The organism is Stenotrophomonas sp. CS3K5 (genome assembly GCF_059515225.1).
This window is the reverse complement of sequence record NZ_JCAKRX010000003.1, coordinates 415,334-429,054: the sequence shown is the minus strand read 5'-3', so window position 1 is coordinate 429,054 and position 13,721 is coordinate 415,334. Positions and strand designations below refer to the sequence as shown.

9 protein-coding genes are annotated in these 13,721 nt (G+C 65.6%); all 9 read left to right on the top strand.

All coding sequences use genetic code 11. The annotated features are described in order from the left end of the window. Positions 1-107: 107 nt before the first annotated feature. The 9 genes from grxD to AC5YGJ_RS07085 all read left to right on the top strand — a co-directional run bounded on the left by grxD (position 108) and on the right by AC5YGJ_RS07085 (position 13,702). A complete protein-coding gene (grxD, locus tag AC5YGJ_RS07125) occupies positions 108-428 on the top strand; it encodes a Grx4 family monothiol glutaredoxin (protein WP_057495823.1) in 321 nt (106 codons plus the stop codon). Beyond that, positions 425-1,201, top strand: coding sequence for an SDR family NAD(P)-dependent oxidoreductase (locus tag AC5YGJ_RS07120; protein ID WP_496186148.1), 777 nt, complete (start codon positions 425-427; stop codon positions 1,199-1,201). The genes grxD and AC5YGJ_RS07120 overlap by 4 nt, the downstream gene beginning before the upstream one ends. Positions 1,202-1,451: 250 nt before the next feature. Beyond that, a complete protein-coding gene (locus AC5YGJ_RS07115) occupies positions 1,452-4,646 on the top strand; it encodes a TonB-dependent receptor (protein ID WP_309333730.1) in 3,195 nt (1,064 codons plus the stop codon). 252 nt (positions 4,647-4,898) lie between these two features. Next, entirely contained in the window at positions 4,899-6,287 is a 1,389-nt protein-coding gene (gene ppnN / locus AC5YGJ_RS07110) for a nucleotide 5'-monophosphate nucleosidase PpnN (RefSeq protein ID WP_496186147.1), read from the top strand. Positions 6,288-6,459: 172 nt separating this feature from the next. Beyond that, on the top strand, positions 6,460-6,978 hold the full coding sequence (locus AC5YGJ_RS07105; protein WP_496186146.1) for a GspH/FimT family pseudopilin: 519 nt from the start codon (positions 6,460-6,462) through the stop codon (positions 6,976-6,978). Next, a complete protein-coding gene (gene pilV, locus AC5YGJ_RS07100; RefSeq protein ID WP_249844493.1) occupies positions 6,975-7,442 on the top strand; it encodes a type IV pilus modification protein PilV in 468 nt (155 codons plus the stop codon). Before AC5YGJ_RS07105 ends, pilV begins: the two co-directional genes overlap by 4 nt. Further along, positions 7,442-8,629, top strand: a complete 1,188-nt coding sequence (locus AC5YGJ_RS07095; RefSeq protein ID WP_496186145.1) for a PilW family protein — start codon at positions 7,442-7,444, stop codon at positions 8,627-8,629. The genes pilV and AC5YGJ_RS07095 overlap by 1 nt, the downstream gene beginning before the upstream one ends. Positions 8,630-8,636: 7 nt before the next feature. Then, positions 8,637-9,125 (top strand): pilus assembly PilX family protein, encoded by a 489-nt coding sequence (locus AC5YGJ_RS07090; protein WP_496186144.1) that lies wholly within the window; start codon positions 8,637-8,639, stop codon positions 9,123-9,125. Then, complete coding sequence (locus AC5YGJ_RS07085) at positions 9,122-13,702, top strand: pilus assembly protein (RefSeq protein WP_496186143.1); 4,581 nt, start codon at positions 9,122-9,124, stop codon at positions 13,700-13,702. The genes AC5YGJ_RS07090 and AC5YGJ_RS07085 overlap by 4 nt, the downstream gene beginning before the upstream one ends. The last annotated feature ends 19 nt before the right edge of the window (positions 13,703-13,721 follow it).

Here is a 13,721-nt window from a genome sequence, read left to right as displayed (position 1 = left end):
GCCAGGGGGCGGCGGCAGCTGGTTCCATCGGCTTACAATGGCGGCTACCGTGGGCAGTCTAGCCGACCATCACGGTCGGTTTGTCCGGCGAAGCAAGGAGTGAGGTTGTGGCGGTAATGCAGCAAATCCAGGCCGAGGTCGATCGTTACCCGCTCGTGTTGTTCATGAAGGGCTCTCCGCAGTACCCGATGTGCGGCTTTTCCAGCCGCGCCGTGCAGGCGTTGATGGCCGCCGGTGCCGTGACCCTGCGCACCGTCAACGTGCTCGAAGAGCCGGAGATCCGTGCCAACCTGCCGCGCTTCTCCAATCTTCCAACCTTCCCGCAGCTGTTCATCAACGGCGAGCTGATCGGCGGCTGTGACATCGTCATGGAGCTGTTCGAATCCGGCGAGCTCAAGCGCATCGTCGAAGAGGCCACGCAGGGATGAGTGCCAAGCCATCGACGTCACCGACGGAGGGGGCGCTCGATGGCCGCCCGTTGCAGGACCGTGTGGTGCTGGTGGCCGGCGCCGGCGGCGGCCTGGGCAGCGCTGCGGCGGTCGCGGCCGCCGCAGCCGGCGCGACCGTGGTGCTGCTGGGGCGCAAGCCGCGCCGGCTGGATCGCGTCTATGCCCAGGTCCAGGCCGCTGGCCTCGAACCCCTGCTGTACCCGCTGGACCTGGAAGGGGCCGGACCCGATGACTATGCCGAGCTGGCCCAGGCCCTGCAGCGTGAGCTGGGGCGGCTGGACGGCGTGCTGGTCTGTGCCGCCCATTTCCCGGGGTTGACGCCGTTCGAACTGGCCGATCCTGCCAGCTTCGCCCGTGCCCTCCATGTCACCCTGACCGCCCCGGCCTGGCTGGCGCAGGCCTGCCTGCCGCTGCTGCGGCAGCGCGAGGATGCGGCCCTGGTGTTCGCGGTGGACGCGCCCGAACGGGTCGGGCAGGCCTACTGGGGCGGCTACGGCGTGGCCCAGCACGGCCTGCGCGGGTTGATCGGCAGCCTGCATGACGAACTCGGACGCAGCCCGGTGCGGGTCAGTGGCCTCTATCCCGGCCCCCTGCGCACGGCCCTGCGGGCCCGCGCCTACTCGGTCGACCAGGATCCGGCTGCGCAAGGCCCGGAGGCCGCCGCAGCGGCGGCTGTGACCCTGCTGTCCGGCGCCGGTGGCGCCTGGCGGGGGCAGATCCTCGATGCCAGTGGTGACCCGGCCGCCGTGTGAAGGTGGCCGTAAGGCGGAATGAAGATCCCGTCACGATTGCGTTGCGATCCGGTGCCGTTTGTCGCACAACCGTCACATTGAAGGCGTAGCGTGTTAATCTAGTGTTAACCGTTATGGCTGCCTTCAGCCAGGCGGTAGGGAACCCCAGATAACTCTCCGACCAGCCACCCGCAGGGCTGTTTGGATGCGCTTTTTTTCCGCCATCGCCAACTCGCATCGAGGCTACCGAAAAATGACCCACCCACTCCGGATGTCCAAGCTTACCCTTGGTCTCGTGGCTGCACTTGCTGCCGCTCCCGCCTTCGCCCAGAGCACCTCTGCCGGTGTCGGCGGCCAGGTCGTGACCCGCGGCGGCCAGCCCGTCGCTGGCGCTGAAGTCACCATCACCCATACCGAGTCGGGCACGGTTTCGCGTGCGACCACCGATGCGGCCGGTCGATACAACGCGCGCGGCCTGCGCGTGGGTGGTCCGTACAGCATCACCATCACCAAGCCGGGTGAAGGCACCAAGACCGAAGATGGCGTCTACCTGGGCGTGAACCAGACCGGCACCATCAACGCGACGCTGACCGGCGATCTGACCGGCGCGACCAACCTGGACACCGTGCAGGTCACCGCTGTCGGCGGCGGCTCGGAAGTGTTCAGCGCCACCAAGATGGGCTCGGGCACCAACATCAGCCAGCAGCAGATCGAAGTTGCGCCGTCCATCGGCGGCAACATCCAGGATCTGATGCGCCTGGATCCGCGCGTGACCTTCATCGATCGCGCCTCGGGCTCGATCTCGGCCGGCGGCCAGAACCCGCGCTTCAACTCGATCAACATCGACGGCGTGTCGGCCAGCGACACCTTCGGCCTGGAAGGCAACAACATGCCGACCCGCCGTCAGCCGGTCGCGATGGAAGCCATCGAAGCGCTGGACATCAACCTGTCCAACTACGACGTCAGCATCGCTGCTGCCGCCGGCGCCACCGTCAACGCGGTGACCAAGTCGGGTACCAATGAATTCCACGGTTCGGTGTACGGCACCTACCGTGATGGCGACTGGTTCGGCGACAACCCGGAAGGCCAGCCGTTCAAGGGCTTCACCAAGGAAAAGACCTACGGCATGACCCTGGGTGGTCCGCTGGTCAAGGACAAGCTGTTCTTCTTCGCCAACTACGAGAAGTTCGAGCAGGCCGCTCCGGGCGCCGACATCTCCGGCACCGCGCTGGGCAAGGCCAATGCCAACTTCAACGCCGCTGATGTGGCGCGCGCGCAGCAGATTGCCCGGGACGTCTACGGCTTCGAGGCCGGCGGCACCGAGAGCAACGGCGACACCACCATGGAAGAGTACGCGCTGAAGCTGGACTGGAACATCAGCGACAACCACCGTGCCAACATCCGCTACAGCAAGATCGACCAGAGCAAGCTGCGCATCAACGGCATGAACTCGACTTCGGCCGCGTCGCTGAGCTCGTACTGGTACCAGCAGGGCAAGACCAACGAGAGCTACGTCGCGCAGCTGTTCAGCGACTGGACCGACACCTTCTCGACCGAGCTGAAGGCCTCGTACCGCGAGTTCTCCTCGATCCGTGACGTGCCGACGAATGCCCCGAGCATCCGTATCTACTTCCCGCGTAATGCCACCACCCCGCAGGGTGACTCGCTGTACCTGGGTACGGAAGCCAACTCGCAGGACAACATCCTGAAGACCAAGGCGTGGAACTATTACGCCGCAGCGACCTGGACCCTGGGCGACCACGACCTGAAGTTCGGTGCCTCCTACGACACCAACGACATCTACAACTACTTCGGCGCCAACTCGTGGGGCACCTACACCTTCTACGGCCTGGACAACTTCCAGAAGGGTGTCTGGCAGACCTACCTGTACAACAAGGAAAACCAGCCGGGTTCGATCGCTGCTGACTACAAGTTCAGCAACCTGGCGCTGTTCGTGCAGGACACCTGGTATGTCAACAGCAACCTGACCCTGACCATGGGCGTGCGCGCTGACCGTCCGGACACCAGCCCGTCGCCGACCTTCAACCAGAAGGCGCTGAACGCCTTCGGTTATGACAACAGCAAGGTGTTTGGTGGCAGCTTCCTGATCCAGCCGCGCCTGGGCTTCAACTACACCTTCGACACCGAGCGTCCGACCCAGCTGCGCGGCGGCGTGGGCCTGTTCCAGGGTGACGCTCCGCAGGTGTGGCTGAGCAACAGCTACTCCACCACTGGCTTCAACTACACCACCTACAACCTCACCCGTTACAACGGGCAGCAGTTCAACGCGGACAAGGACAACCAGCCGGTTCCGTCCACCCCGGGCCTGGCGCGCCAGAACGTCAGCTTCGTCGGCAAGGACTTCAAGCTGCCGTCGATCTACAAGGCCAACATCGCGCTGGATCACGAACTGCCGTGGTACGGCATCGTGGCGTCGGCTGAACTGCTGGTCACCAAGGTCAAGGATGGTCTGTACTACCAGCACCTGAACCTGGGCCAGGGTCGCCAGGTCGGTGCCGACGGTCGCGTCAACTACTACAACCCGGCTGCCGACGGCCGCCTGTGGGCCACCGGTGACGTGCGCAACCGCGCCAACGGTGACTTCGACGCGGTTTACCTGATCAACAACACCGACAAGGGTCGCACCTCGCAGGCCACCTTCTCGCTGGCCAAGCCGTGGAGCAATGACAGCGACTGGTCCTGGAACATCGGCTACACCTATACCGATGCCAAGGAAGTGGGTTCGCTGACCAGCTCCACCGCCGGTTCCGGCTGGGGCTACCAGTACGCCTTCGACGCCAACGCCGATCAGCTGACCACCTCGCGTTACCAGATCCGTGACCGCCTGTCGGGCTCGCTGAACTGGAAGCACAAGTTCTTCGGCGACTACGAAACCAAGGTGGGCCTGGTGTATGAAGGCCGCAGCGGTCGTCCGTTCAGCTACATCTATGCCAACGATGCCAATGGCGATGGCCGTTCGGGCAATGACCTGTTCTACGTGCCGCAGCGCGGTGAAGTGCTGTTCGGCGCGCTGAACGCCAGTGGCCAGTTCGTTGCCGATGCTGACATGGAGAAGAAGTTCTTCGCCTGGCTGGCACAGAACCCGCAGCTGGAGAAGTACGCTGGCAGCGTGGCACCGGCCAACGGTTTCCGTACCGGCTGGATCAACACCTTCGACGTGCGCATCAGCCAGCAGCTGCCGGGCTTCATGAAGGGGCACAAGTCGGAGATCTGGGTCGACATCCAGAACGTCGGCAACATGCTGAACAAGAAGTGGGGCAACATCTACGACTACGGCTTCTACGCCAACAGCCGTGTTGCGACCCTGCAGGGTCTGTACCAGGGCAAGTACGTGTACAACTTCACCGGCGCGGACACCCCGAGCGTGGCCAACCAGGATGCCGACGGCTTCGATGCCGGTGTCTCGCAGTGGTCGCTGCAGCTGGGCTTCCGCTACCAGTTCTGATGCACTGATGTAGCCACGCTGTAGACGGAAACGGCCGGGGAAACCCGGCCGTTTTCCTTTGCGCCGAAAGTCCTTGCAGGTCGGTGGGCAACGGCGTAGCATCCAGAAATGTGCGCGGCGCCAACGCCGCAGAGCGGTCCCGGAACGGTGAGCGCGGTCGGCACACATCCAACGGTCGGGCTTCCCGGCCGTTTTGCTTTTTAAGGGGGCGGCAGTACAGTCGGAAACCTTGAAGGAAGCGAAAAATTGGACATGACCACGAACGAAAAGGCGGCCCGTGCGCTGCCGGTGCAGGATGCACGGATCTACCCGCGCGGCGGGCTGGACGTACTATCGCGCGCTGAAGTCGCACGGCTGCGCGATGCCTCCGCCGGCGGCATGCACGAACTGCTGCGCCGCTGTGCGCTGGCGGTGCTGACCAGCGGCAGTGCCTCGGACGATCCGCGCGCGGCGCGCGATCTCTATCCGGATTTCGACATCCAGGTGGCGCAGCAGGATCGCGGCGTACGCATCGATCTTTCCAACGCGCCGGCGATGGCCTTCGTCGATGGCGAGATCATCCGCGGCGTGGCCGAGCTGCTGTTCGCGGTGGTGCGTGACCTGGCCTACATGGCCATTGAGATGGGCCCGGCTTACGCGGCCGAGCTGGAATCGTCCGAGGGCATCACCAACGCGGTGTTCGGCCTGCTGCGCAACGCACGCATCCTCAACCCGGGTGACCCGAACCTGGTGGTGTGCTGGGGCGGCCACTCGATCTCGCGCGACGAATACCTGTACACCAAGCAGGTCGGCTACGAGCTGGGCCTGCGCGGTCTGGACATCTGCACCGGCTGCGGCCCGGGCGCCATGAAGGGCCCGATGAAGGGCGCCACCATCGCCCATGCCAAGCAGCGCAGGACGGTCACCCGCTATATCGGCCTGACCGAACCGGGCATCATCGCCGCCGAGTCGCCGAACCCGATCGTCAACCACCTGGTGATCATGCCGGACATCGAGAAGCGGCTGGAGGCCTTCGTCCGCATCGGCCACGGCATCATCGTGTTCGCCGGTGGCGTCGGTACGGCCGAGGAGATCCTGTACCTGCTGGGCATCCTGCTGCGCGAGGAGAACAAGGATCTGCCGTTCCCGCTGATCCTGACCGGCCCGACCGTGGCTGCGCCGTACTTCGAGCAGATCGACCGTTTCATCCGCCTGACCCTGGGCGATGCGGCTGCCGAACGCTACGAGATCATCATCGGCGATCCGGTCGCGGTGGCCAAGAAGATGGCCAGCGGCATCAAGCGCGTGCGCGAGCACCGCCTGGCGCAGAAGGATTCGTTCTTCTTCAACTGGTCCATCGAGATTCCGTGGGAGTACCAGCAGCCGTTCGTGCCCACCCATGAGGCGATGGCCGCGCTGGACCTGCACCACGGGCGTGCACCGCACGCGCTGGCGGCCGACCTGCGCCGGGCGTTCTCGGGCATCGTGGCCGGCAACGTGAAGGAAGACGGCATGCGCCGCATCGAGCAGTTCGGCCCGTTCCAGATCCATGGCGACCCGGACATGATGCAGGCGCTGGATGCGCTGCTGCGCGCCTTCGTCGAGCAGCGCCGGATGAAGATCTCCGGCGAGTACCAGCCCTGCTACCAGGTGCTGGCCTGACACGCCCGGGGTCGGATCCCGCCGGGCTCCGACCCCATTGCAGGCGGCCTGCAGGGCAGGGTCTGTCAACCCTTTGACGCCTGTCGCCCCGGATTGACCGTTCGTCCTGCCGCCGCTTGCCGGGGGCAGGGGGATGGCCCATCGTGGCCATCAACACGCTGGGGAGCGTCCAATGTCTTTGCGCCGGGAAAACGGCTTCACGCTGGTTGAGCTGATGGTGACGGTCATGGTTCTGGCCGTGCTCGCCACGATCGCCTTTCCCAGTTTCCAGAGCACGATCCGCTCCAACCGCATCGCGACCACCAGCAACGAGCTGATTGCCTCGCTGTCGCTGGCCCGCAGCGAGGCGGTGCGCAACCGCCGCGGTGCCGGCGTCTGTGCCTCCGCTGCCGGCAGCGCCTGCGACGGCAAGAGCTGGGCCGAGGGCTGGCTGGTCTGGGAAGACCGCAATGGTGACGGCGGCCTGAGCGCCGGCGAGACCGTGCTGCGCTACAGCGCCGGCAAGCCGGGTGTGAGCGCGGTCGGCACGCCGGACCTGTCGGTGAGTTTCGATCCGCGCGGGCGCAACCGCGCGGACGCCAGCCTGGATCTGACCCTGCGCCCGGACACCTGCGGCAAGCAGCCGCTGCAACGAACGCTGCGCATCTCGCCGACCGGGCAGGTCCGGCTGCTGAAGGAGGACTGCAAGTGAAAGCGCCCCGTTTCCGTTCGCCACGTGCCGCGCAGGGTGGTTTCAGCCTGATCGAAGTACTGATCGCCATCCTCGTGCTTGGCGTCGGCCTGCTGGGCTTTGCCCTGATGCAGACCATGAACGTGCGCTTCGTGCAGAGCGCCAATTACCGGACCCAGGCGACCAACCTCACCTACGAGATGCTTGACCAGCTGCGCGTGAACCGCGCGCGGGCGCCCTCGTATGTGGGCAACTATGCGGCGACCACCTCGACCAAGAACTGCCTGCCGCCCACCGGCAAGGACATCAGCCGCGACGCCTTCACCCTGGACTGGCGCTGCCGCCTGGGCAAGGCGCTGGGCGAGGGCGCCAGTGGCAGCGTAGTGCGCAACGGCGATCAGTACACGGTCAGCGTGAGCTGGGGTGACGAGCGCTGGAAAGCCGACGCCGGGGATACCACCTTCACTGCCAGGAGTGGCCTGTAATGCGCGCGCCGTCCTTCCCCCGGTCTGCCACCGGCCTGTCGATGGTTGAGTTGATGATCGCCCTGACCATCGGCCTGATCGTGATGCTGGGCGTGGTGCAGGTGTTTGCGGCGTCACGCGCGGCCTATCAGCTGTCCGACGGCCTGGCGCGTGTGCAGGAGAACAGCCGCTTCGCGATGGACACGCTGCAGCGTGAAGTGCGCATGGCCGGCCATTTCGGCTGCGTCAACGACCAGGCGCGCAATTCGCCGGACAACCCTTCACTGTTCTCCACGTTTGCGGCCGCACCGCATCCGGCTCTGGATTTCCAGACCTCGATCCAGGGCTATGAAGCGACCGCGACCGGGCCGGGCGACGCGGTGACCCTGAGCGCCACGCCGGGGACCGGCGGCACCGACTTCAAGCCGGCGCTGCCGGCCCAGTTCGCCGCCGCCACGCCCAACCGTGTCAATGGCAGCGACATCATCGCTCTGCGTTACCTGATGCCCGACGGGGTGCCGATCACCGGCAACGCAGGCAGCGACGGGCAGCCGGTGTTCACCTTCGACAAGGCGCGGCTGGCGGTGCTCAAGAGCGGTGTTTCGAACCCGGGCCTGTATGGCGCGGCCGACTGCGCCAGCGCGACGGTGTTCCAGGCCCGCGCGGTGGATGCGGCCGCAGGCACCATCACCTTCGGCGAGACACCCAACAACGTCGGCAACTTCACCCGTCCGGTCACGGCCGGCCAGGCGATGCTGCACCGCGCCGAGAGCGCCCTGTACTACGTGGGCTACGACGCGGCGAGCGCGCGTTCCTCGCTGTACCGGGTGCGCTTCAGCGCCGTGCCCAACGGCGCGCTGGTGGCCGGCGCGCCGGAGGCGCTGGTCGATGGCGTGGAGAACATGCAGCTGCTGTACGGCCAGGACCGCGGCCTCACCACCGCCTACCCGACCGGTTTCATCGACCGCCAGGGCACCGCGGAAACCGTGCAGGCCTCGACCATTCCCGCGGCCAATGGCTGGCGCCGTGTCGGCGCGGTGCAGCTCGGCCTGGTGATGGCCAGCCCTGATCCGTCCGCCGCACCGCAGGCCGACCAGAACGCTTCGCTGATCTCGATGGGGGTGACGTTCACCGCCCCGACCGACGGTCGCATGCGCACGGTCTACCAGACCACCATCGCCCTTCGAAACCGCCTCTTCGGCAACTGAGGCCGCCATGCACCCGCGCCCACGCATTCCTTCCTTCTCATCGCCCCGCCAGCAGCGTGGCGCGGTGCTGTACGTCGCCCTGATCATGCTGATCCTGCTGGCACTGATCGGCATTGCCGGCATGCAGGTCACCGGCATGCAGGAGCGGATGGCGGCCAACTACCTGCGCTCCAACCAGGCCTTCCAGAATGCCGAATCCAGTGCGCGTGCGCAGGAGGCGGTGATCCAGGCCGCTATCGGCAGCGGCAATATCTACGAAGCCAACCAGGAAGAATGCAGCCCGGTGTTCGATCCGGCGACCTGGGCCGACGGCAAGACCACGGCCACCGCCATCAACACCCGGCGCCTGGACAAGTGCGTGCCGCGTGGGCCGATCAAGGTCGGCGTCCCCAAGAACGAAGAAACCGAGAACATCTACCAGATCACCGTGTTGGCCAGTGACGACCCGGCCAATCCTTCTTCCAGCGCCGTCATCGACACGATCTACATTCCATGAACACTCCGCGCCGCTTTTCCCGCATCGTCTCGACACCCTGGCTGCGCCGGGGCGCGGCTGTGGCCGTGCTGGCCGGCGTCGGGGCCCTGATGTACCCACTGTTCGCTGCGCTCGGTGACTACGACATCGCGCAGGAACCGCTGTACAGCAAGAAGACGCAGCCGCCGCTGATGATGATGGTGATGTCGCGCGACGAGCAGCTGTTCAACAAGGCCTACAGCGATTACAGCGACCTGGACGAGGACGGCACGCTCGATACCACCTACCAGGACAAGTTCGACTACTCGGGTTACTTCGACTCCAACCTCTGCTACACCTACAGCAGTGGCCAGTTCAAGGCCAGCGCGCAGGCCACCGGTACGCTGAAGCACACCTGCGGCGGTAGCTGGTCGGGCAACTTCCTGAACTGGGCGACGATGAGCCGCCTGGATGTGATGCGCTACGTGCTGTACGGCGGCCATCGCATCACCGATTCCAACAGCAAGACCGTGCTGGAGCGCGCCCAGATCCCCAACGATCTGCATGCCTGGGTGAAGGTCTACAGCGGTAGCGACATCGGCAACTTCACGCCGTACAAGACCACCACCTCGTTCTGCAACGCCACCATCGCCAGCGGTGGTGCGCCGCTGATGCGCGTGGCTAGCGGCAGCTGGAGCGAGTGGGCCTCGACCGCCAGCCGCCAGTGCATCGCCGGGCGCTCGGACGAAGGCAAGGACGACTCGCCGCGTTCGGTCGTGGCCGACCTCAATGTGCGCGTGGAAGTGTGCGCGTCCGGCAGCGGCACGTTCCAGGAAGCGTTCTGCCGCAAGTACAACGATGGCGCCAACGACTATCTGAAGCCGGCCGGCCTGCTGCAGTCCTATGGCGAGAGTGGGCGCCTGCGCTTCGGCCTGGTCACCGGTACCTACGCCAACCCGCGCGATGGCGGCGTGGTCCGCCGCAACATCGGCAAGATCGCCGGCAACGGCACCTCGTTCTGCGCGGCCGGTGATGAGATCAATCTGTCCAATGGCCAGTTCTGCAACTCGCTGACCGGTGGCGCCGAAGGCATCATCAATACCATCTCCAACTTCCGCATCGACCAGTGGAACTGGAGCAACAACTGGAACGACTGCAACGCCTACAGCATCCTCAACCGCCAGGGCTTCGGCGGCAACGGCAACCTGACCGATCCGGGCAATGCGTCCAAGACCTGCAGCGCATGGGGCAACCCGCTGGCCGAGATGTATGCCGAGGCGCTGCGCTACATCAAGGGCGAGACCAAGGGCATCTACAGCGCCAGCGGCGACCTGAGTGGCCTGCCCAACGCCGTGTCGTGGAAGGACCCGTACCGTTCGCCGAACGATGGCGGCAACTCCTACTGCGCCACCTGCAACATCCTGGTGATGTCCTCGGGCCTGCCGTCGTTCGACAGCGACAACATCGGCTCGGTCAGTGGATTGCCGACCGCGGCGAGCTCGACCGACGCCATCGGCAATCTGGAGAACATCACCGGCGGCAACTACATGGCCGGTCGCATCGGCCTGACCGAGCGCTATGCCTCGATCAACACGCACGAAGACATCTGCCGGGCGGCCAAGGTGACAGGCCTGTCGCTGGTGCGCGGCATCTGCCCGGACGTGCCCTCCACTGAAGGCAGCTACCTGATGGCCGGCCTGGCCAAGTCGGCTGCCGAGAACGACCTGCGCCCGCGCGTGCAGGACAAGCCGGATTCGTACAAGCTGACCGCGACCACCTATACCGTGGCCATGGCCGAGAGCCTGCCGAAGTTCGAGATTCCGGTGGGCAATGGCAAGATCACCCTGGCCCCGCTGTGCCAGGCCAACAATACCGGCACCGCGAAGATCTCCAGCACGGGCTGGCGCAGCTGCTTCCTGGGCTCGGTCGGCATCGGCACCAAGACGTCGACGGTGTCGCCGAACTTCGTCTACGGGCGCACCTATCGCGCCGACGGCAAGGCCGGCAGCTTCTCGCTGGTCTGGGAAGATTCGCTGTGGGGCAACGACCACGACAATGACGTGGTGTCGATGCTCAGCTACTGCGTGGGCGAGACCTGCAACGAGGGTGACAACACCACCTTCCGCAATATCTGCTGGCGCTCCACCAGTGGCGAATGCAACAACAACGCGGTGCGCAACACGGTGGCTGCCGATGAAGTGCTGGTCCGCATCGAGAACCTGTCGGCCTACGCCGGCAACGCGATGCTGACCGGCTACACCATCGTCGGTTCCAATGCTGCCGACAACGTGCAGCGCCTGGTGCTGCGTCCGGGTGACAAGAACGGCTCGGTGCTGACCACCACCTCCGCGCCGCCGTCGGAATGGACCGGCGCGATCGTGCTTCGCTACCGTCTGGGTAGCGGCCAGGCTGGCCAGCTGGAGAGCCCGCTGTGGTACGCCGCCAAGTACGGCGTGCCGGCAGGCAAGAAGTGGGACAGCAAGGTGGCTGGCGTGCCGGACAACTACTTCCTGGCGCGCAATCCGGCCAAGCTGAAGTCGGCACTGGAGGCGATCTTCGACAGCGCTGCGGCCGGCGAGGCACCGGTAGGCGGCAGCGCGACCGGCGCACGCGTCAATGCGGGCTCCTTCACCGTGTCCGCGCACTATGCCGTGGCGTCCGGCTCCAACGACTGGACCGGCGATCTCATCGCCAGCCAGGTCACTGCCACGGGCGGCATCGGTGCGGAGCTGTGGCGTGCGTCGACCCGGATGAGCGCCTCCGGTCGCACCATCGTGATGTCCACCGCGCCGACCTATGTGAACAAGTCCAACCAGCTGGTGGCGGCAGCAGCGGCGGATTTCACCGCCGACAACGTGCCCGGCCGTGATCGTGCCGAGAAGCTCGGCAACATGGGCCTGAACACCATTCCCAACTGGTTCGGTTCGCATACCGTGGCCGATCTGGTCAGCTACCTGCGTGGCTCGCCGGTCAGTGGCTTCCGCCCGCGCAGCGTGCTGCTGGGCGACATCGTCAACTCCAGCGTGGAGATCGTGTCCAACAAGAACGACTACGGCTATACCTCCTGGAAGGCGCAGGGTGGGGTCGGCTGGAAGACCACGCTGGGCACGCGCTATGAGACCTACCTGGCGGCCAAGAAGGCCTCCGGCGGCCCGCCGTCGATGGCCTACGTCGGCGCCAATGACGGCATGCTGCATGGGTTCAATGCCAGTACCGGCACGGCCGCAGGCACCGAGCAGTTCGCCTTCATTCCCTCGGCGTCGCTGCAGCACATGGCCGAGCTGGCCAACCCGGCCTACGGCCATCGCTACTACGTCGATGGCGGCCTGACCTCGTCCGACGTCTACTACGGCAACGCCTGGCATACCGTGCTGGTGGGCTCGACCGGTGGTGGCGGTGCCAGCCGCGGTCCTTCGGCAACCTCGGTCGGCAATGGTTCGGTGTTCGGGCTGGATATCACCGATCCCACCGGATTCACTTCCAGCAACGTGCTGTGGGAGATTTCCGGCAAGACCGAATCGGACATGGGCTTCGCCTTCGGCAAGCCGGTGGTGGTGCCGGTGGCCGGTTCCGATCCGGACGGTCCGCCGCGCTTTGTCGCGCTGTTCGGCAATGGTGTCAATTCCAGTACCGGTCGTCCGGTGCTGTACGTGGTGGACATCCAGACCGGGCAGGTGCTCAAGCGCCTGTATCCGACCGGCACCAAGTACGCGATCGCCAACGGCCTCAATCACGTGACCGCGGTGGGCCTGTACAACAGCAGCGGCCTGGCCGACACCGTGTACGGTGGCGACATGCAGGGCAACATCTGGCGCTTTGATCTGCGTGGTGGTGACACCACAGCCTGGAACGTGGGGCTCAGTGGTTCGCCGTTGTTCACCGCTATCCGGAGTGCGGTGGTGCAGCCGATCACCGGTGCGATCGAAGCCTCGGCCGGTCCGGGCGGTGGCGTCAGCCTGTTCTTCGGCACCGGGCGCTACTTCACCGCCGATGACAATGCGGTGACCCGCAATTCGCCGGTGCAGACCCTGTATGGCATCTGGGACAACCTCTCCAGTGCCGTCAGCGGCCGCGATGTGCTGGTGGGCCAGACCGTCAGCTCTGCGGGCGGCGGCTTCCGTGACATCTCCGGCAATCCGGTCGATTACGCGACCCAGCGCGGCTGGTATGTGGATCTGATCGTCGGTACCGACGTCGAAGGCGAGCGCTTCTTCGGCTATCCGACGCTGCAGGGCGGCAACGTGATGTTCACCACCTACGTGCCGGGGCAGACGGTCTGTGGCACCGGCGGTGGCGTCAACTGGCGCTACCGGCTGAACATGCTCACCGGCCAGCCGGCCATGAGCGGGTTGACCGATAAGCCCGATGGCGGCAACCCACTGTGTGGCGCAAACTGCGGCGCCGGTGCGTTGACCCGCGGCGGTGACGTCACCAACGGCGCGCCGGTGCTGGGTACCCAGGTCAACAGCACCACACAGAAGGGGTGCGATGCCAGCGATCCGAAGTGCTCGGTCGACGGCTCGATCGACCGCTGCATTGTGGCGTTGAACACGCCCGGCGCCGATACCGCCTACGGCCAGCGTGCCTGCGGCCGGCAGTCCTGGCGCCAGATCCGCTGACCATCATGAACATGAGAAT